The organism is Corynebacterium sp. 2571A (assembly GCF_055700935.1).
In genome coordinates this window covers 68,310-86,611 of sequence record NZ_JASTTE010000003.1, presented here as the reverse complement: position 1 = coordinate 86,611, position 18,302 = coordinate 68,310, and the positions used below count along the sequence as shown (strand labels likewise).

Sequence of the window (18,302 nt, the reverse complement as noted above, 5' to 3'; positions counted from 1 at the left end):
GAGGCGCTGATCACACGGATCCCGGGGGTTTCCCTGCGCCTTGTGGTGCGTTTTAGTTCCTGCTAGCGCAGGAAGAACTCGGCCACGTAGACGAACTTTCCGTCGGTGGCGGTGGCCACGCCGAAGCCGCGGCCGTCGTCGATCCGGGTGACCGGGACGTCGCGGTTGAGCCAGGCGGTGCGCTCGCGGGCTTCCTGCTCGGTCAGGCGGTGAACGGAGCCCTCGCCGGCATCGGCAGCCGCGGTACCGTGGCCGACCTTGCCGTCGAAGCTTACCTTGCCGGCCGCGGCCTCGTCGGCCCACTGCTGGGCGATGCCGGCGGCGTTCGGGTTCGGGTGGTGGCCCTGCTTGACCAGGTGGGCGTGGGTGGCGGCGCCGAGGTCGGAGCGGACCTGGGCGAAGGCGGCGCCCTGGGGCGGGACGATGAAGGCCGGCAGCTGGATGCCAAAGCGGTCGGCGGCCTCGTAGGCCTGGGCGGGCAGCTCCACCTGCGGGATCTGCGAGGACAGCTGCTCGACCTGGGCGCCTGCCTGGGAGGACAGGTCGGCCGGCTGCGGCAGCACCTGGGCCTGGGCGGCCTGCGTCCCGCCGAAGGTCACGGCGACGGCGGCCAGGACGGTACAAAACTTACGGTTTCGGTGGTTGCGCATAACCCCGACCTTGCCAGCCCCGCCCGGCTTTCGCCACGCGAGCCGGCCCGTGGCGGCGGATCGATACCGCTTTGTAATCCTTTGCGCCTTAGTGGCCGCTAGTACTTGTCGACATCAAGCTCCGCGAACTGCCGGTGCAGTTCGCCGAGATCGCGCTGGGCGGCAAGTCCCGGGCCGGCGATAGAAACGAAGCCGTCGATGACGGACTCGCCGTAGTTGTGGCCGGCGCCGTCTGGGACGTTCTTCGCGCCCGGCAGGTCCGCGGCGACCTGCAGGGAGGTAATCACCGGGAACCAGGACATCGCGGAGTCGCGGCTGGCCTGGGTGTCCTCACTCATCCAGTCGGGCTCGCGCCAGGTCAGGCCCGGCGACCACCAGCTGACCGGGTCCGAGGTGTGCTGGATATACAACATGCGGGTCGGCCCCCACTCCTGCTCCGGCAGGCTGGCCCACTCGCGGGCCTGGGCGCTGGCGGTGGCGAAACGCACCACCAGACCGCCGGCGTAGACCGGGTTGATCTCCGTGGTGCCGGGGTCGCGGCGCTCCACGAACTGGGTGCGCAGCCGGTTGAAGTGCGGCGGGCCGGTCAGCAGGATGCCGTCGACGGAGTTGGCAATGTCGCGGAGCCCGGAAAAGGACGCCTCGATGCCGGTGGTGCCCAGCGACTCGCCGTAGAGGTAGAGCCGCGGGCGGTCCTGGCGCGGCAGGGTGTTCCACCAGTCAACAATCGGGGTGATGAATTCCTGCCCGGCGCGCTCGACCTGCTCGCCGCCGGCCAGGAAGTGGAAGGCCGAGGGCATAGCCGAGTACTGCGCGGCGACCACCGCGGTGTCCCCGCCGTAGAGCAGCTCGAAGCCCTGGGCGGAGTAGGACGAAACCCAGCCCGTGCCCGTGGTCATCACCAGCAGGATGGCCTCGCGCTCGGTGGCGTTAGTCCGCTCCAGTTCTTCGATGAGCAGGCGGGCGCGCTCCGTATTCGTCGCGCCGTTGCCCAGGCCGGCATAAGCGCGGATGGGTTCTTTCGCCGGGCGCCCGGTCACGCGTTCAAGTTCCGCGCGCGAGGCCCCGGCGTTCAAGAAGCGCGAGCCCTGCAGCCCCACCCCGTCGAAGTCGATGACGGAGTCAGGCGAGCCGGAGCGCTCCGGGTTGGCGGGCGCGCGCGTGGCCGGGTCTGGGTCGGCGTTCTGGGCGGTAAAGATCTTCTCCCCGGCACGCACGATAACGCCCGGGACCACGCTGTCGAGCAGGTAGACGCCGAGCGCGGCGACCACCACGGCGGCGATGAGCTGGCGGCGGCGCCGCGGCCAGTTGCCAGGGATCGCCCGCCCCAGCGCGCGGACCAGGTTCCGCAGCCCGCGGGCCACGATGACCAGCGCGGTGAACACGGCCAGGGCCACCGGCAGGACCAGCAGGTACTTGGGCAGGCTGAGCGCCGGCACCGAGAAGTTATCGGCGACGTCGCGCTGCCACCGCACCGAGTAGAAGGTCACCGCCAGCACCCAGACGCCCAGCACGGCGTAGAAGGCGTAGGCGGTGAAGGTCCGTTGCCGAGGCGACCACGTCTCCGCGTCGAGCCAGCGGTAGCGCGGCGCGAGGTAGCGCCTCACGATCCGGGTCCACAGCCACTCGAGGCCGAGCCCCACCAGGTAGCCCAGGCCTGCCGCCAGGCCGCAGATAAGGCCCTGGTAGTACCAGGTGCGCGGCAGGATGGACGGGGTCAGCCCGATAACGAAGAAGATCGCGGCGGCCAGCGCGCCCCAGGCGTTAAGCCGGGAGAAGACGTCGCGCGCGTGGTCTAACGCTACGCTTCCAGCTTTTCGCCCCATTCCAACCATTCCATTTCCAATTCCTCGCGCTGCTGCCGGTGCCCCTTCAGTGTCGCATCCAGCGCCGTCAGCCGCTCAGTATCGACCTGTTCGGCGGCCTCGGCCATCTCCTGGTTGACCTGGTCTATCTGCTGGTCCAGCTTGGTGATCTTGCGCTCGAGCGCGTTCATCTTCTTGGTGATGGTGCGCTCCTCGGCCTGCGACAAGCCCTTCTTCTCCGGCGCCGGGGACTCGCCGTCGCCCAGGTTGATGACCCCGCGCTCGGCGGCGGCTTCCTGCTCGGCGCGGCGACGCAGGTACTCGTCGATGCCGCCGGGCAGGTGCGTGAGCTTCCCGTCGCCGAACAGCGCGTAGGCGTTGTCGGCGATGCGCTCGATGAGGTAGCGGTCGTGGGAGATGACCACGAGGGTGCCCGGCCAGGAGTCCAGCAGGGACTCCAGCTCCTGGAGGGTGTCGATGTCTAAGTCGTTGGTCGGCTCGTCCAGCAGCAAGATGTTCGGCTCCGCCATGAGCACGCGGGTTAGCTGCAGGCGGCGGCGCTCGCCGCCGGAGAGATCCCCGACCGGGGTGCGCTGGCGCTTCGGGCTAAAGCCCAGGCGCTCGGCCAGCTGGGAGGCGGACAGTTCCTTCTTGCCTAGCTGGACGTAGGTGGCCACGTCCTCGACGGCGTCGATGAGCCGGCGCTGCGGGTCCAGGTCGTCGAGCTCCTGGCGCAGCCAGCCCAGCCGCACGGTCTGGCCTTCGATGCGCTTGCCGGCAGCCAGCTCGTAGTCGCCAGCCAACGCGCGCAGCAGGGTGGTCTTGCCGGAGCCGTTCACGCCCACCAGGCCGATGCGCTCGCCCGGGGCCAGGCGCCACGTGAAGTGATCGAGCAGCACGCGCCCGTCCGGGGCGGCGATGGTCGCGTCCTCCAGCTCGATGACCACCCTGCCCTGGCGCTGCTTGGAAAAGCTCATCAGCTCGACCTTGTCGCGCGGGGCGGGCACGTCGGCGATCAGCGCCTCGGCCGCCTCGACGCGGTAGCGCGGCTTCGAGGTGCGCGCCGGCGCGCCGCGGCGCAGCCAGGCCAGCTCCTTGCGCGCCAGGTTGCGGCGGCGCTGCTCCATGGCGTCGGCCTGCCGGGCCCGCTCCGCCCGCGCGAAGGTCCAGTCGTTGTAGCCGCCCTCGTAGACATCGACGGTGGCGTCGTGGACCTCCCAGGTCAGCGTGGCCACCGTGTCCAGGAACCAGCGGTCGTGGGTGACCACGATGAGCGCCAGCTTGCGCGCCAGAAGGTGCTGGGCCAGCCATTGCACGCCCTCGACGTCGAGGTGGTTGGTCGGCTCGTCCAAAACCACCAGGTCCAGGTCCTTGACCAGGGCCGCGGCCAGGCTCACGCGGCGCTTCTCCCCGCCGGAGAGCTGCCCGACCGGGGTCTCCAGGCCCAGCTCCGCGATGCCCAGCCCCGACAGCGCGTCGCGCACCTTCGCGTTCGAGGCCCACTCGTAGGTCTCCAGGCCGAGTGGCGCCACGACGCAGTCAGCAATGGTCAGCTGCTCGTCCAGCTCGAAGCGCTGGGTTACCACCGCCATGCGCAGATCGTTGGCGTGGCTGACCCGCCCCGCGTCCGGCTCCGCGATGCCGCTCAAGACCTCCAGCAGGGTCGTCTTACCCCCGCCGTTGACCCCGACGATGCCGATGCGGTCTCCCGTCTGCACGCCCAGCGACACCCCGTCGAGCAGGGTTTTTAGGCCATAGGACTTGCTGACTTGTTCCAAGTTTAAAAGGTTCGCCATAACAGCCCACCATCTTACTTCGCCGCCCACCACACCCCTTATTGCAGTTGAATACTATTTGCAATAGTCTTTCGGTATGCAGAAATCGACTATTCGCACCCTTGCCGCTTTAACCGCCGCCGGACTGTTGGTCACCGGCTGCTCCCGCCCCGACGACAGCGCCGAGTCGCAGCCCTCCGAGGCCGGACACTCTGCCGCCGGTCACTCCGAGCACGAGCACCACCACGACGGGGTCGAGGCCGCCGCCGGCCAGGAAGAGGTCGCCCAGCTGCCCGGCCGCATCCTGCTCAGCACCGACGACGAGCTCATCAGCCTGGACGCCAAGACCGGCGAGGAAATCGGCCGCGACGAGGCCTCCGGCTTCAAGCGTCTGAACCCCGCCGGCGACGGACGCCACGCCCTGGTCACCCGCGGCGACAAGTTCCAGGCCTTCGACATGGGGCTCATCCGCCAGGCCCACGGCGACCACTTCCACTACTTCGTCCAGGACCCCGCGCTTAGCGATGCCACCTTCGACGGCCTCCCCCACGCCGGCCACGTGGTCAGCCACGACGGCTACACGGCGCTCTTCTCCGACGGCGACGGTAAGGCCAAGATCTACAAGACCGACGACATGGTCACCGACGGCACCGCCGCCGACCCCGTCAACACCGTCGATACCGGCGCCCCGCACCACGGAGTGGCCGTGCCGTTAAAGGACGGCTCCGTGGTGGTCACCAAGGGCACCGAGGACGAGCGCCACACCATCGTGCACCTAGACGCGGGCGGCAAGAAGCTCGCCGAGACCACCGAGTGCCCCGGCGTGCACGGCGAGGCCGCCGCCCAGAACGGCAATATTGTCTTCGGCTGCGAGGACGGCCCCGTCGTCTTCGACGGCTCCGACTTCCACAAGGTCGACGTCTCCGCGTTCGCCGGCAAGGACGGCTACCAGCGCTCCGGCAACGCCGCCGGCTCGGAAGAATCCAACATCATCCTGGCCGACAACAAGACCGACGCTAACGCCGAGCACGAGCGCCCCACCTCCGTGGCCCTCATCAACGCCGAGGATCGCACCGCCCGCACCGTCGACCTGGAGGGCAGCTACTGGTTCCGCTCCCTGGCCCGCGGCCCGCTCGGCGAGGGGCTGGTGCTGACCACCGACGGCAAACTCAACGTCATCGACCCTGATTCGGCCGAGGTCACCGACAGCATCGAGGCGATTTCCCCGTGGACCGAAAACGAGGAATGGCAGGCCCCCGGCCCCATCCTGAAGGCGGCGAACGGCTACGCGTATGTCACCGACGCCAACCAGAAGGAACTGGTCATCATCGACCTGTTCAAGAAGGAAGTCGTCAAGCGCGTCGAGCTGGAGACCCCGGTCACGGAGATGGAAGTCCTCTAGTCCTCCGAGCCTGCCGCCTCCACTAGGTGCGCCCCGCGGGCGGGCCCGCGGGCTACGAGTCCCCGCGTGCCGGGGATTTCCGTGGTGACTTCCCCCACCACGTCGGCCGCGGCCTCCGGGTCCGCGCACAAGAAGGCGCAGGTGGGGCCCGAGCCCGAGACGATGCCCGCCAGCGCACCCGCGGCCTCCCCCACCCGCAGCGTCTGGCGCAGGTCCGGGCGCAGGCTCAGCGACGCCGGCTGCAGGTCATTCGCCAGCACCTCGGCGAGCGCCTCCGGCGTCCCGCGCAGCAGCGCCTGCGCGACCGGCTGCGCATCCAGGCGCGGGGTGCCCCCCTGTCCGGCCGCGCGGAGCCGGTCCAGCTCCCCGAAGACCGCCGGGGTCGACAAACCTTCCGCGGAGGTAATAAGCGCCCAGCAGTAAGAGCTGCGCGTGAGCATCTCCGCGAGCCTCTCTCCCCGGCCCGTACCCAACGCCGTGCCGCCCATCAGGGTAAACGGCACGTCCGACCCCAGCTCTTCGGCCGCCCGGTACAGCTCCGGCTCGCCCAGCCCGGCCCGCCCGCTGCCCCGGGCAAAGACCTCATTGGCCGCCCGCAGCGCCGCGGCCGCGTCCGCCGAGCCGCCGGCCATCCCGCCGGCCGCCGGAATCCCCTTGCTCAGCACGATATAAACGCCGGGCAGCTCGCCTACCCCACGATCCCGAAAGGCACGCGCGACCATCTCCACGGCCCGCCACGCCAGGTTCTGCTCATCGGCCGGTACCCCGTGGGCGTAAGCGCCGGCAACCTCCATGCCCACCACGGTCGGCTCTCCCGCCCGCACGGTACCGCGGGTTTTCAGCTCCACGACGTCGTGGATATCCAGGGCCTGAAACACACTGACTAGCTCGTGGTAGCCATCCTCGCGCGCATCACCGACGCCCAGGTGCAGGTTCACCTTGGCGTGCGCGAGCGCCCGCACCGCATAGTCACCCATTAGTTCGCCTCCCCTGCCTGCCCGGCGATGCCCGCCAGCCGGGCGAAGTCTTCCACCGCGAGTTTCTCGCCGCGCTGGCGCGGGTCGATGCCCGCCGCCCGCAGCGCCTCTTCCGCCGCGTTGGCGGAGCCAAAGTGCCCGGCCAGGCTGGCGCGGAGGGTTTTGCGGCGCTGGGCGAAGGCGGCATCGACAACCGGCCAGAGCTTCGCGCGGGCCTCTTCCGCGACCGGCCAGGGCGCCTGGCCCGGGCGGTAGCAATCGATGCGCACCAGGCCAGACTCAATATTCGGCGCGGGCCAAAAGACGTTGCGCCCGATGGTGCCCGCCTGCCGCACCTTGCCGTAAAAGGCGGCCTTGACGCTGGGCACGCCGTAAATCTTGCTGCCCGGCTGCGCCGCCAGCCGCTGGGCGACTTCCAGCTGGACCATGACCAGCACTCGCTCGATGGACGGGTAGGCCGCGAGCAGGTGCAGCAGAACCGGCACCGCGACGTTGTACGGCAGGTTGGCCACCAGCGCGGTCGGCTCCCCCAGCTCGCCCGCGGTGATTTTCAGCGCGTCTTTTTCCACCACGGCGAGCTTCGCCGCGTTGGCGGGATCGCGCTCGGCGACGGTCTTCGGCAGCTGCCCGGCCAGGCGCGGATCGATCTCCACGGCGGTGACCTGGGCGGCCTGGCTCACCAGCCCGAGCGTCAGCGAGCCCAGCCCCGGGCCGACCTCAATGACCCGATCTTCTGGGCCGACCTCTGCGGCGGCGACGATCCGGCGGATGGTGTTCGGATCCAGCAGGAAATTCTGCCCCCACTTCTTGGTGGGGGTTACCTCCAGCTGCTGCGCCAGCTGGCGGATTTCTTGCGGGCCCAGGAGGGTGTCACTCATGGGCACCCATCTTAGTCCATGCCCGCGGCGGTATTTAGCGCAGACCCATCTTGGCGGTGCAGGCCGGCCAGGCGCCCCAGCCCTGCGATGCCTGCACGCCCTCGGCGACCGCAATCTGCTGCTCGCGGGTGGCCTGCCAGGCCTCCGGGGCGTATTCGGTGCCACCGTGGCCCGCCCAGGTGGACGGGGTGAACTGCAGGCCGCCGGAGAAGCCGTTGCCGGTGTTGATGTTCCAGTCGCCGCCGGCCTCGCACTGCACGAGGGAGTCCCAGACCGAGCCGCCGGCCACGGCCGGGGCGGAGGCGGCCTTCTTGGTGCCGCGGGCAACCACGGCGGCGGTCGGCTCCTTGTGGACCTCTTCCCTGATGACGTCCTTGGACTCTTCCTTGCCGTTCTTGGTCACCACGCGGAAGGTCTTGGTGCGCTCGCCCGGGGCGCCTTCCTCGCGGACCTCCTCGGTGCCCTCCTCGAGCTCCGGGTCGTCGACGTAGTTCGGCTCGGCGTCGAATTCCTCGGTGACGTCGAATTCGTCCGTGGAGATCTTGTCGACGTTAATTTCCATGCCCTCGGTCAGCGCTTCGTCGACGCCCGGGGTGACCTGGTCGTCCTTGCCGACCTCTATGCCGCGGTCCTTCAACACGTCGCCGACGGTCTTGGCCGCGATCTTGGTGTAGGTGACCTTGCCGCCGTCGTTGATGCGGACAATCTTCGGGCTGACGACCTCCAGCGACATGTTCTCGGTGACCTTGTCGGAGGCGTTCGCCTCGGAGCCGCCGGCCAGGATGGCCGCGCCTGGGGCGATGTTTTCCAGCTGGCCGACCAGGTCCTCAACGGTCAGGGCGGTCGAGGACAGCTTCTGCTGCGCACCATCGACGGTCACGGCGACCGGCTTCGCGGTGCGCACGGTGATGGTGTCCCCGCCGCGCAGGCCCTCGGACGGCGCCGGGTAGACCACGTCCTCGTCGCCGACCTGAATGCCGGCGCTGTCCAGCGCGCCATCGACGTCCTTGGCGAAGGTAGCCAGCGCGACCTCTTCCCCGTTGACGTCGACGGTGACGTCCTTCTGGGCGCCGACGGCCACGACGCCGCCGACGGCCAGGGTGCCCAGCACGCCGCCGGTGGCGATGCGCAGGGGCAGGGAACGGGTGTTGTTGATGCGCTTAATCTGGTGGGAAGTAGTCATCGAACTCTAAACTCTCTGAGCTTTCTTCTGCTGGGGACACGGCTGGTTTTACCCATGGTGTTATCCACGTGGGTGCGCCCTAGCCGCACGCGGTTCACGCAATTCGCGTGCTGGCGGCCTCGGCGTCAACTTTTAATAACAGTACGATAACAGCCCAGCTCAGTCGAGAACTAAACGGACACGACCTCCCCAGCGCCACCAACTACCACTGCATTCACAGCCACCACCGGCTACCTGCGGAAACGGCCCGTGTGAAGATCGCCACACCTGAGGCTTTAGGCCAGCCCGTAGACCGCGTCGAAGGTGGCCGAGACCTCTTCTGCCAGCTCCTCGACGCGCATGCCGCGCGCCTGCGCCACGCACGCCGCGGTGTGGCCGATAAAGGCCGGCTCGTTGCGGGACCCGCGGTAGGGCTCCGGCGTCATATACGGCGCGTCCGTCTCAATCAGCAGCTGGCCGGCCGGGGCGAGCGCGGCGGCCTGGCGCATCTCCTCGTTGCGCTTGAAGGTCACGTTGCCCGCGAACGAGAGGATATAGCCGCGCTCGATGGCCTCCTTGGCCACGTCCAGCGGCGAGGAAAAACAGTGCAGCATGGTGCGCGGCGGGGCGGGGGCATCGGCAAGCACGCGGAGCAAGTCTGCGTCCGCCTCGCGGTTGTGGATCATCAGCGTCTTGCCGGTCTCCACCGCCAGGTCGATGTGCCAGCGCAGCGCCTCCTCCTGGACCTCCAGGGAGGCGGTGTTTTCCGGGCTGTGCTTAATCCAGTAGGTGTCCAGGCCGGTCTCCCCGATGGCCACGCAGCGCGGATCCGCAGCCATCTCGCGCAGCTTCTCGCGGGCGGGCGCGTCCAGCTCCTGGGCGCGGGTGGGGTGGATGGCGCAGGCGGCGTAGACGTCCGGGAACTCCTGCGCCGTGCGCAGCGCGGCGGCGGCCTCGTCCAGGCCATCGCCTACCGTGCACAGCTTCTCCACACCGGCGGCGCGGGCGCGCTCAACAAGCTCAGCGGCCTCGCCAGTCGACGCCAAGTGGGTGTGGGCATCCACCAGGTGCGGGATAAATTCAGCAGGTTGCGGGGTCGGGCGCTTCTTTTTCGACATGGCGCCATTATAGGCGGGGTACTGTTTCTTAACGGAACAACCGTAGTAGAGACTAAGGAGCCGAAAACCTTGGCAGATTTCCAGATTCGCCGCGCCACGGCCGACGATGCCGACGCCATCGCCGACATCTTCAACGCCGGCACCAACGCCAACCCGGCCAACAACCTCGTCACCTGGCAGGAATCCGGCGCCGACCGCGCCAAGTGGATAGCCGACCTGGACGCCGACGGCTACCCCGTCTTCGTCGCCACCGACGACAGTGGGGTCATCGGTTTCGCCGCCTACTTCCAGTTCGTCATCCCGGGCCTCTACTACGGCACCGTCGAGGACACCATCTACCTCTCCCCCGCCGCCACCGGGCGCGGGGTCGGCACCGCGTTGCTCAGCGCCGTCGTCGAGCACGCCGGGGCCAACCCCTACGTGCACACGATGATCACCTACATCGTTGACACGAACGAGGCCTCCCTGGCGCTGCACCGCAAGCTCGGCTTCGAGGAGACCGGCCGCATGCCAAATATCCACACCAAGAACGACCAGCGCCTGGGCCTGGTGCACCTGCAGCGCCACTTCAAGTAGTAAAGACCCCCGCTGGCATCTAGCGGGAGTCTTCGGGGTGCGCGCCTATTTTCTAGTCGCGCGATTTTCTGGCCCGGTTATTTCTGGACCGGCGCCCACTCCGGGCCGGTCTCGCCGAGCTCCGGATCCAGCTTGGCGATGAGCGGCTTCGGCTTAGCCAGCGCGGTGCCCGGTTCGACGTCCACGCGGGCCCAGGTGGCCTGCTGCTGGTCATAGTCACCCGTGATGATGGGGTACGTGTGCCCCTGCGGGGGCAGGCCCACGCCGACCAGCTCGACCGGCAGGTCGTCAGCAACCTCCTCGATGCGCGGTTCCGCCGCCCAGACGCCGCTGCGCCCCAGGGTCTCGTGGACCTGCTGGGCGATGTGCGGCAGGAACGGGGTGAGCATGACGTTGCAGTCGGAGACGACCTGCAGGGCCGTCCACAGGACCGTCGCCAGGCGCTCGCGCTGGCTGTCGTCCTTGGCCAGCTTCCACGGCTCTTGGTCGGCGATGTAGGCGTTTGCCTCGCCGACGACGTGCATGGCCGCCGTGATGGCCACCTTGAACTTGGAGTGCTCCAGGGCCTCCGCGACGGTGGCGAAAGACTCCTCCGCCAGCTCCAGAATCTTCTTGTCGGCCTCGGTGAGGCTAGCCGGGGCCGGCACCTCGCCGAAGTTCTTGTGCGCCATCGAGACCGTCCGGTTGACCAGGTTGCCCCAGCCGTTGGCCAGCTCGTTGTTAATGCGGCGGACGAACTCGTCCCAGGTGAAGTCCGTGTCCGTGTTCTCCGGGCCGGCGACGGCGATGAAATAGCGCAGCGGGTCCGGGCCGAATTCCTTCAGGAAGTCCTTGACGTAGATGACCACGCCCTTCGACGAAGAGAACTTCGAGCCGGACATCGTGAGGAACTCCGAGGAGACGATCTCCGTCGGCAGGTTCAGCTCGCCCAGCGCGTGCTGCTCGCCGCCCTTGGCCCCGCGGCCGGCATAGCCCAGCAGCTCGGCCGGCCAGATCTGGGAGTGGAAGGTGATGTTGTCCTTGCCCTGGAAGTAGTAGTGGCGCGCCTCCGGGTTCTGCCAGTAGTCCTTCCACGCGTCCGGGTTGCCGGTGCGGTGGGCCCACTCGATGGAGGCAGACAGGTAGCCGATAACCGCGTCGAACCACACGTAGAGCTTCTTGGCGGAGTTTTCCTCCCAGCCCTCGACCGGGATCGGGATGCCCCAGTCGATGTCGCGGGTCATCGCGCGCGGGCGGATGTCTTTCAGCAGGTTCAGGGAGAACTTCAGCACGTTGGGGCGCCAGTCCTCGCGGGTGGACAGCCACTCACGCAGCGCGTCGGCCAGCGACGGCAGGTCCAGCAGGAAGTGCTCCGTGTCGATAAATTCGGGGGTCTCGCCGTTAATCTTGGACACCGGGTTAATCAGGTCGGCCGGGTCCAGCTGGTTGCCACAGTTGTCGCACTGGTCGCCGCGGGCATCGTCAGCACCGCAGATGGGGCAGGTGCCCTCGATGTAGCGGTCCGGCAGCGTGCGGCCCGTCGACGGGGAGATCGCACCCTTGGTGGTCTCCTTGATCATGTAGCCGTTGGCGTAGAGGCCCTTGAACAGCTCCTGGACCACCGCGTAGTGGTTGCGGGTGGTGGTGCGGGTGAACAGGTCGTAGGACAGGCCCAAGCCCGCCAAGTCTTCGGCGATCTGCCGGTTGTAGCGGTCGGCCAGCTCGCGGACCGAGATGCCTTCCTTGTCGGCCTGCACCAGCAGCGGGGTGCCGTGCTCGTCCGTGCCGGAGACCATCAGCACGTTGCGGCCGCGCATTCGCTGGTAGCGCGCGAACACATCCGAAGGGACGCCGAACCCCGCCACGTGTCCGATATGGCGGGGGCCGTTGGCATACGGCCAGGCAACGTTTACAACTACCGACTCAGTCATGCCTACTAGCCTATCGAATTCCGCCCGGGCCTCCTACTTCAGTCCCGCGCTTAACGATGCCTACTTGGGCACATTGCTCCATTTTTCGGCCTTTGGGCAGGTGGCGCCGCAAAAACGGCCGTTTTCGGCCTGTGGATAGTTTGCGCAGGGCGGTTATATTGCCCCGAGTTATCCACAGATCGGGTCTTCGGCCCTTGTAGGGGTTGTCAGGGGCTTCTAGCGTGTGAGTCATGACAACGACAGCCATGGACACACTCAAAGCAGCGCACGCCATCTTCGCGGACGGGATCAGCTACCTGGACCTGTGCCGCCAGCTCAGCCTGCCCGCTTTGAAGGCTGTCATGTCCGACGTCGCCGCCGCCGCGCACCACCGTGCGTGCCAGACCTTCTTCGGGAAAACGTCCTATACGCGCAAACAGGCCGCCGCCCGCCGAGCCGCCGCCGAATCCGGCCACCACCTCGACACCCTCTTGGTACTGGACAACGCCTTCCGCCGGGTGCGCCACCAGGGCGACGCCTGGGCCATGCTCATCGAACTGTGCAACACCCCCGGCACCACCAAACAACTCCGCCGGCTTGCCAACCAAAAGGTTCTGGAGCTCAACCGCCCGGCCCCACCCGCCGAAGGCGTGCGCGTGACCCGCCGCAAAGACGGACCCAGCACCTTCTCTATTACCGGGGACCCGCAGCTGGTAGAAAACCTCTGGGCCAGCATTAAGACCATCCCCGACGTGGAAGCCTTGTTCAGCGGCGGCCTAGAAAAACAACCCAAGACCACCCACGTGGTCATCTCCCTTCCCGACTGGGTGCGCATCCTCGCCGGCGACGGGGATGACATCACCTTGCAGCTAAGCAACGGCACCACCATGACCGGTGCCGACTACGTCCGCCAATGCCTCCTAGACGCCGGCCTTGCCACCCTGGTGGACCCGAGGCGCGGGCCGGTCAACCAATACCGTTACCAACGGCATGCCTCGCCCAAGCAGAAGGACATGGCCAAAGCCGAGACCACCACCTGTGCCTGGCCGAACTGTAGGAAGCCTGCGGATGAGTGCCAGGTCCACCACATCCACCCCTGGGCAGGCGGCGGAGAAACCAACCAAGAAAACCTGACCTTGTTGTGCGAGTTCCACAACTCCTGGAACGACGACGACCCCGCCTACCCCAGACACGGAAGAGTCAACCGAAGACACGGCAAAGTCACCTGGGACCCACCCTGGAGCGGCGGCTGACACGGGAGTCAGCCGAGGGAAAAGGAACAACAAAGTCAACCAAACCCCGCGACTGCCGGGCAACAAGCAAAGGCACAAGAAAAGGCGCCACGGAAACCACTCCGTAGCGCATACTCGGCGTGCCTCAACCAGAAAAAGCGCACCGCCCGCAAAGGGGTCGGTGCGCTTTCGTCGCGTGCGCGAGAGATTTAGTGCTTGCGCTTGAGCTTGAGGCGCTCGGCGCGGCGGCGCTTGTTCTCCTGTGCGCGCTGGTACTCGCGGTGCAGGCGGCGCTCGCGGGCGAGCTTGCGTTGGAAGGCCTGGGATTCGCGGTACTCAAGGTAGATGACGTCGTTGCGCAGATCCTTGACGATGGCGAACATCAGCAGCACGACAATCACCAGGAACGGCGCGGCGGCCACGATGGTGACGTTCTGCAGGTTATTCAGCGAGTCCTCGTTGACCAGCAGCAGGGTCAGGCCGACGGCGGCGGTCAGCACGCCCCAGGTGGCGGACAGCCACGGCTGGGCATCGGACTTGCCGTTCTGCGACATCGAGCCCATCACCGTCGACGCGGAGTCCGCGGAGGTGATGAAGAACGTCGCCAGCAAAATCATGGCGATGATGGAAGCAATCGCCCCGAGCGGCATGCTGTTGAGCAGGTTGAACAGCTCTTCCTCGGCGCTCTCGCCGGAAATCGAGTTGCCGGTCTGCTCAGCGTGGATGGCCGAGCCGCCGAAGATAGCGAACCACAGGGTGGACACGCCAGCCGGCACCAGCAGGACGCCGACGCAGAACTCGCGGACGGAACGGCCGCGGGAAATACGTGCCAGGAACATACCGACGAACGGCGACCAAGACACCCACCATGCCCAGTAGAAAATGGTGTAGCCGCTGAGCCACTCGCCGGCCTCGCCGTTGGCGGACTCGGCGGTACGGCCGATCATCTCGGTGAAGTTATCCAGGTAGGCGCCGATGGAGCCCGGCACCAGGTTCAGGATGTTGACGGTCGGGCCAACGATGAACACGAAGATCGCCAGCAGCGCGGCCATGACCATGTTGGCGTTGGACAGGTACTGGATGCCGCGGCCCACGCCCGACAGAGCGGACAGAATAAAGGCCAGGGTCAGAACCAGAACGATGCCGATGACCACGCCGTTGCCCGGATCCTCGATGATGCCGGAGGCGGACAGGCCAGCCTGAATCTGCAGGGCGCCCAGGCCCAGGGAGCAGGCGGTGCCGAAGACGGTGGCGAAAATCGACAGGATATCAATCAGCTTGCCGACCGGGCCGGCCGCGCCCTTCTCACCGATGAGCGGCACGAAGGCCGAGGACAGCAGCTGCTTACGACCAATACGGAAGGTGGAGTACGCAATAGCCAGGCCCACGATGGCATAGATGCCCCAGGGGTGGAGCGTCCAGTGGAACATGGCGGTTGCCATAGCGGTGTCGACCTCGTGCGGGTTGTGATCCGGAACCCCGTCACGGTAGAAGGCCAGCGGCTCGGACGCGCCGTAGAACATCAGGCCGATGCCCATGCCGGCCGCGAACATCATCGCGATCCACGACGGCGTGGAGAACTCCGGCTCCTCGTCTATATGGCCCAGGCGAATGGCACCGAACTTGGAGACCGCGATAGCGACGACGAAGACCACGAAGATGGTGGTAAACAGCACGTAGGCCCAGCCGAAGTTATCGACGACCAGGTTCAGGGCCTTGCCGGAGAACTCAGCGAAGCTGTCGGCGCCGGCCAGGCCCCAGATGACGATAGCCAGAACCAACGCCCCGGCAATGCCGGTCACGGTCCAGTCGATCTTGGCGTCGCCATCGGCGGCCATCTCAACAGGCTCTTCCTCGTGCTTTTCGGAGGAAAGGCTCTTGTTGTCCAGCATGGAAGCCAGCTGGCTGGTTGCCGACTGGCCGTCCAGCGCCTCATCAACGGTTTCGTATTTTTGATCTACCGGTTTGGAATCCAGCACGTCCGGATCGTGCGGATCCGCCCCTTCAGGCACGTTGTTTTCCGAATTTGTCATGCAATCCAGGTTGTTCTAAACCGGAAAGTCTTTCAAATTGCGGAGCGCGTTTTTTCCTTAATCTCCGGGCTTTATCCCCGATTTTCGCCGCGCCGTGACCATCACGCTGTCCGGCATATCCGCTAGTCTTTTAGTTTTCCGACGGTGACACAACACGTTTCTATAACAATTAGATTAAGAATTGCTGTGAACGGTTATTTTCCCTGCAAGTAGACCAAAAACACAGTATTTTTTCGCCGCCGGTCTCAGGCAACTGCCAGCCACGGCAACGGGCCCCGAAAGGCCCGTTCCGGGCGGCTAGTCGCGGGCGGCTAAGACGGCATCGTAGAGCTCGCGGCTCGACACCCCCGCCTCGCCGGCGACCTGCTTGCACGCCGCCTTGAGCCGCAGCCCCGCCGCGGCGAGCTCCTGGGCCTTGGGCACCAGCTCGTCCACGCTCACGGCAGCGGCGCTACCGCCCTCGATGACCACGGTGATCTCGCCGCGCGCGTTCTCGCCCGCCCACTCGGCCAGCTGCCCCAGCGTGCCGCGCTTGACCTCCTCGTAGGTCTTGGTCAGCTCGCGGCAGACCGCCGCGGGCCTGCCCTCCCCCAGCACCTCGGCGGCCGCCTCGAGCGTCTCAGCCAGCCGGTGCGGGGACTCGAAGAAGACCACGGCGCGCTCCTGGCCGCGCAGCGACTCGAGCCACTTGCGCCGCGGCCCGCCCTTGCGCGGGGCGAAACCGTCGAAGATGAAGTGCCCCACCCCCAGCCCGGACAGCGCCAGTGCGGTGGTCACCGCGGACGGGCCCGGCAGGCAGGTCACCCGCACGCCCGCCTCGGCGGCAGCGACCACCAGGGAGTGCCCCGGGTCGGAGACAATCGGCATGCCGGCATCGGTGACGACGAGGACGGTGCCGGAGCGGGCGGCATCGATAAGCCCGGCGGCGCGGGCGTCTTCGTTGTGGTCGAAGTTGGAGACCACCTTGCCCCGAATCTCCACGCCCAGGGCTTGGGCCAGCGCCCGCACGCGGCGGGTGTCTTCCGCCGCGACGACGTCGGCCTGCCCCAGCGCCTGCAGAAGGCGCGCGCTGGCGTCCCCCGGGTTGCCCAACGGGGTGGCGGCCAGCACGACGCCGCGCGGCAGCGGCTCCAGCGAAAACTCAAAGCTCATACCTAATAGCATGGCACAGGGCCGTACCCTAAACTATCTGGGGTGAGTATCCGTACTTCCTCCGCCCAGCCCGCCGCCGTCCCGCGCGGCGCCCACAACCGGCCGACCGCCGTGCCGCGGCCCGTCACGTGGACCCGGGCGGACACGGTCACCACGCTTGTCATCGCCGCGCTGGCGCTCATCACGCGCTTTGTCGCCCTCCAGTACCCCACCGCCAGCGGCACCCCCATTTTCGACGAGAAGCACTACGTCCCGCAGGCCTGGGACATGGTGCGCAGCTGGGATAACCTCTTCGTCGGCGGCATCGAGTCGAACCCAGGCTACGGGCTGGTGGTGCACCCGCCGCTGGCCAAGCAGCTGATCGCGGTCTCCGAGCAGATTTTTGGCTACACCCCGCTGGGTTGGCGCACGATGGCCGCACTCTTCGGCGTCGGCACCGTCCTGCTGATCATGGCGCTGGCCCGCCAGCTGTCGAACTCGACGGTGGTGGCTACCATCGCCGGCCTCATCGCGGTCTGCGACGGCGTGCTGCTGGTCTCCTCCCGCTTCGGCATGCTGGACATCTTCCAGGTCTTTTTCATCGTCGCCGCGGCCTGGGCCCTAGCCCACGACCACAAGCAGGTCCACCAGCGCCTCGACGATGCCTGGCGCGCGGGCCTGCTTAACGATGCCGCCTTCGGCCCCCGCTTCGGCTTCCGCTGGTGGCGCTTCAGCGCCGGCGTCTTTTTGGGCTTGGCGCTGGCGGTGAAGTGGTCCGGGCTGTATTACCTCATGTTCTTCGGCCTGGCCAGCGTTTTCGCGGATCTGTGGCTGCGCCGCCGCTACGGGGTGCGCCGTTATGTGCTGGGCACCCTGGTGCGCGATACCCCGGCCGCGCTGGCCTCGCTGGTGGCGGTGCCGGCGGCGCTGTACGTGTGGTCCTGGCGGGCCTGGTTTACCAGCGAGACCGCGGTCTACCGCCACGCCGCCACCGACGGCACGATCGAGGCCGGCTCCTGGCTGCACCTGCTTCCCGATGCCCTCGCCAGCTGGCTCTACTACCACCTCTCGGTGTTGGAGTTCCATGCCTCCCTGACCACCTCCGGTGGGCACTCGCACCCGTGGGATTCCAAGCCGTGGGCGTGGCTGGTCGGTGCCCGCCCGATCCTCTACCATTCGCATACGGAGCTGACGTGCACGGGCGGCATCGAGTGCCGTCAGATGCTCTTCCTGTTCGGCACTCCCATCATCTGGTGGCTCATCGTTCCGGTGCTGGTGTGGTCGGCGTGGTGCTGGTTCGTGCGCCGCGACCGCCGCTTCGCCCCGGTGCTTATCGGATTCGCCGCCGGCTTCCTGCCGTGGCTGGCCGCCTACGACCGGCAGATGTATTTCTTCTACGCCGCCGCGCTTATCCCCTTCGTTATCGTCGGCTTGGCGCTAATAGCCGGGCAGCTGGCCGGGCGCGGGCCGGTGGCCGGCTGGGCCCGCCCGCTGCGGTGGGGCACGGTGGCCGTGGTCGTCTACGTGGCCGCCGTCGTGGCGATGTTTTGTTATTTCGCGCCCATTCTCTACGGGTTCAATGTCCCGGAGAGTTGGTACCAGTCCATGATGTGGCTGCCCAGCTGGACCTAGCCGAACCTAGCCGGGGCTGTCCGGGGCCAGGCGTGCTGCCGG

Annotated in this window: 14 protein-coding genes; 4 read left to right on the top strand and 10 right to left on the bottom strand. The window is 67.3% G+C overall.

The annotated features are described in order from the left end of the window. Positions 1-62 precede the first annotated feature (62 nt). The 3 genes from QQS53_RS06865 to QQS53_RS06855 all read right to left on the bottom strand — a co-directional run bounded on the left by QQS53_RS06865 (position 63) and on the right by QQS53_RS06855 (position 4,251). A complete protein-coding gene (locus QQS53_RS06865) occupies positions 63-650 on the bottom strand; it encodes a hypothetical protein (protein ID WP_472775136.1) in 588 nt (195 codons plus the stop codon). Positions 651-748: 98 nt separating this feature from the next. Further along, the gene (locus QQS53_RS06860) at positions 749-2,476 is read right to left on the bottom strand and encodes an alpha/beta-hydrolase family protein (RefSeq protein WP_472775135.1); all 1,728 of its coding nucleotides are present in this window, start codon (positions 2,474-2,476) and stop codon (positions 749-751) included. Continuing rightward, positions 2,452-4,251, bottom strand: coding sequence for an ABC-F family ATP-binding cassette domain-containing protein (locus QQS53_RS06855; RefSeq protein ID WP_472775134.1), 1,800 nt, complete (start codon positions 4,249-4,251; stop codon positions 2,452-2,454). Before QQS53_RS06855 ends, QQS53_RS06860 begins: the two co-directional genes overlap by 25 nt. Before the next feature lie 76 nt (positions 4,252-4,327). Here QQS53_RS06855 and QQS53_RS06850 point away from each other — a divergent pair, with 76 nt between their 5' ends. Then, positions 4,328-5,632: a hypothetical protein gene (locus tag QQS53_RS06850; RefSeq protein ID WP_472775133.1), complete on the top strand. Its 1,305-nt coding sequence runs from the start codon at positions 4,328-4,330 to the stop codon at positions 5,630-5,632. Here QQS53_RS06850 and QQS53_RS06845 read toward each other — a convergent pair. The 4 genes from QQS53_RS06845 to QQS53_RS06830 all read right to left on the bottom strand — a co-directional run bounded on the left by QQS53_RS06845 (position 5,629) and on the right by QQS53_RS06830 (position 9,767). Then, positions 5,629-6,609: a 4-(cytidine 5'-diphospho)-2-C-methyl-D-erythritol kinase gene (locus tag QQS53_RS06845; protein WP_472775132.1), complete on the bottom strand. Its 981-nt coding sequence runs from the start codon at positions 6,607-6,609 to the stop codon at positions 5,629-5,631. The two genes, QQS53_RS06850 and QQS53_RS06845, sit on opposite strands and share 4 nt — an antisense overlap. Further along, complete coding sequence (gene rsmA, locus QQS53_RS06840; protein WP_472775131.1) at positions 6,609-7,487, bottom strand: 16S rRNA (adenine(1518)-N(6)/adenine(1519)-N(6))-dimethyltransferase RsmA; 879 nt, start codon at positions 7,485-7,487, stop codon at positions 6,609-6,611. The genes QQS53_RS06845 and rsmA overlap by 1 nt, the downstream gene beginning before the upstream one ends. Positions 7,488-7,521: 34 nt before the next feature. Then, entirely contained in the window at positions 7,522-8,670 is a 1,149-nt protein-coding gene (locus QQS53_RS06835; protein ID WP_472775130.1) for a transglycosylase family protein, read from the bottom strand. Between the two features lie 275 nt (positions 8,671-8,945). Beyond that, on the bottom strand, positions 8,946-9,767 hold the full coding sequence (locus QQS53_RS06830; protein WP_472775129.1) for a TatD family hydrolase: 822 nt from the start codon (positions 9,765-9,767) through the stop codon (positions 8,946-8,948). 69 nt (positions 9,768-9,836) lie between these two features. Here QQS53_RS06830 and QQS53_RS06825 point away from each other — a divergent pair, with 69 nt between their 5' ends. After that, on the top strand, positions 9,837-10,343 hold the full coding sequence (locus QQS53_RS06825; RefSeq protein ID WP_472775128.1) for a GNAT family N-acetyltransferase: 507 nt from the start codon (positions 9,837-9,839) through the stop codon (positions 10,341-10,343). A gap of 77 nt (positions 10,344-10,420) precedes the next feature. On the opposite strand, the gene metG is transcribed toward QQS53_RS06825, so the two are convergent. Next, positions 10,421-12,253, bottom strand: a complete 1,833-nt coding sequence (metG, locus tag QQS53_RS06820) for a methionine--tRNA ligase (RefSeq protein ID WP_472775127.1) — start codon at positions 12,251-12,253, stop codon at positions 10,421-10,423. 230 nt (positions 12,254-12,483) lie between these two features. On the opposite strand from metG, the gene QQS53_RS06815 reads away from it, so the two are divergent. After that, on the top strand, positions 12,484-13,485 hold the full coding sequence (locus QQS53_RS06815; RefSeq protein ID WP_472775126.1) for an HNH endonuclease signature motif containing protein: 1,002 nt from the start codon (positions 12,484-12,486) through the stop codon (positions 13,483-13,485). A gap of 188 nt (positions 13,486-13,673) precedes the next feature. On the opposite strand, the gene QQS53_RS06810 is transcribed toward QQS53_RS06815, so the two are convergent. Both QQS53_RS06810 and rsmI read right to left on the bottom strand, forming a co-directional pair. Next, a complete protein-coding gene (locus tag QQS53_RS06810) occupies positions 13,674-15,497 on the bottom strand; it encodes a BCCT family transporter (RefSeq protein WP_472775125.1) in 1,824 nt (607 codons plus the stop codon). A 297-nt stretch (positions 15,498-15,794) separates the two neighbouring features. Then, positions 15,795-16,649, bottom strand: coding sequence for a 16S rRNA (cytidine(1402)-2'-O)-methyltransferase (gene rsmI / locus QQS53_RS06805; RefSeq protein ID WP_472775124.1), 855 nt, complete (start codon positions 16,647-16,649; stop codon positions 15,795-15,797). 42 nt (positions 16,650-16,691) lie between these two features. Here rsmI and QQS53_RS06800 point away from each other — a divergent pair, with 42 nt between their 5' ends. Beyond that, a complete protein-coding gene (locus QQS53_RS06800; RefSeq protein WP_472775123.1) occupies positions 16,692-18,260 on the top strand; it encodes a dolichyl-phosphate-mannose--protein mannosyltransferase in 1,569 nt (522 codons plus the stop codon). Positions 18,261-18,302: the final 42 nt, after the last annotated feature.

Coding starts and splice junctions, on each gene's coding strand:
- QQS53_RS06865 (WP_472775136.1), bottom strand. CDS start 650: ATGCGCAACCACCGAAACCGTAAGTTTTGTACCGTCCTGGCCGCCGTC.
- QQS53_RS06860 (WP_472775135.1), bottom strand. CDS start 2,476: ATGGGGCGAAAAGCTGGAAGCGTAGCGTTAGACCACGCGCGCGACGTC.
- QQS53_RS06855 (WP_472775134.1), bottom strand. CDS start 4,251: ATGGCGAACCTTTTAAACTTGGAACAAGTCAGCAAGTCCTATGGCCTA.
- QQS53_RS06850 (WP_472775133.1), top strand. CDS start 4,328: ATGCAGAAATCGACTATTCGCACCCTTGCCGCTTTAACCGCCGCCGGA.
- QQS53_RS06845 (WP_472775132.1), bottom strand. CDS start 6,609: ATGGGTGACTATGCGGTGCGGGCGCTCGCGCACGCCAAGGTGAACCTG.
- rsmA (WP_472775131.1), bottom strand. CDS start 7,487: ATGAGTGACACCCTCCTGGGCCCGCAAGAAATCCGCCAGCTGGCGCAG.
- QQS53_RS06835 (WP_472775130.1), bottom strand. CDS start 8,670: ATGACTACTTCCCACCAGATTAAGCGCATCAACAACACCCGTTCCCTG.
- QQS53_RS06830 (WP_472775129.1), bottom strand. CDS start 9,767: ATGTCGAAAAAGAAGCGCCCGACCCCGCAACCTGCTGAATTTATCCCG.
- metG (WP_472775127.1), bottom strand. CDS start 12,253: ATGACTGAGTCGGTAGTTGTAAACGTTGCCTGGCCGTATGCCAACGGC.
- QQS53_RS06815 (WP_472775126.1), top strand. CDS start 12,484: ATGACAACGACAGCCATGGACACACTCAAAGCAGCGCACGCCATCTTC.
- QQS53_RS06810 (WP_472775125.1), bottom strand. CDS start 15,497: ATGACAAATTCGGAAAACAACGTGCCTGAAGGGGCGGATCCGCACGAT.
- rsmI (WP_472775124.1), bottom strand. CDS start 16,649: ATGAGCTTTGAGTTTTCGCTGGAGCCGCTGCCGCGCGGCGTCGTGCTG.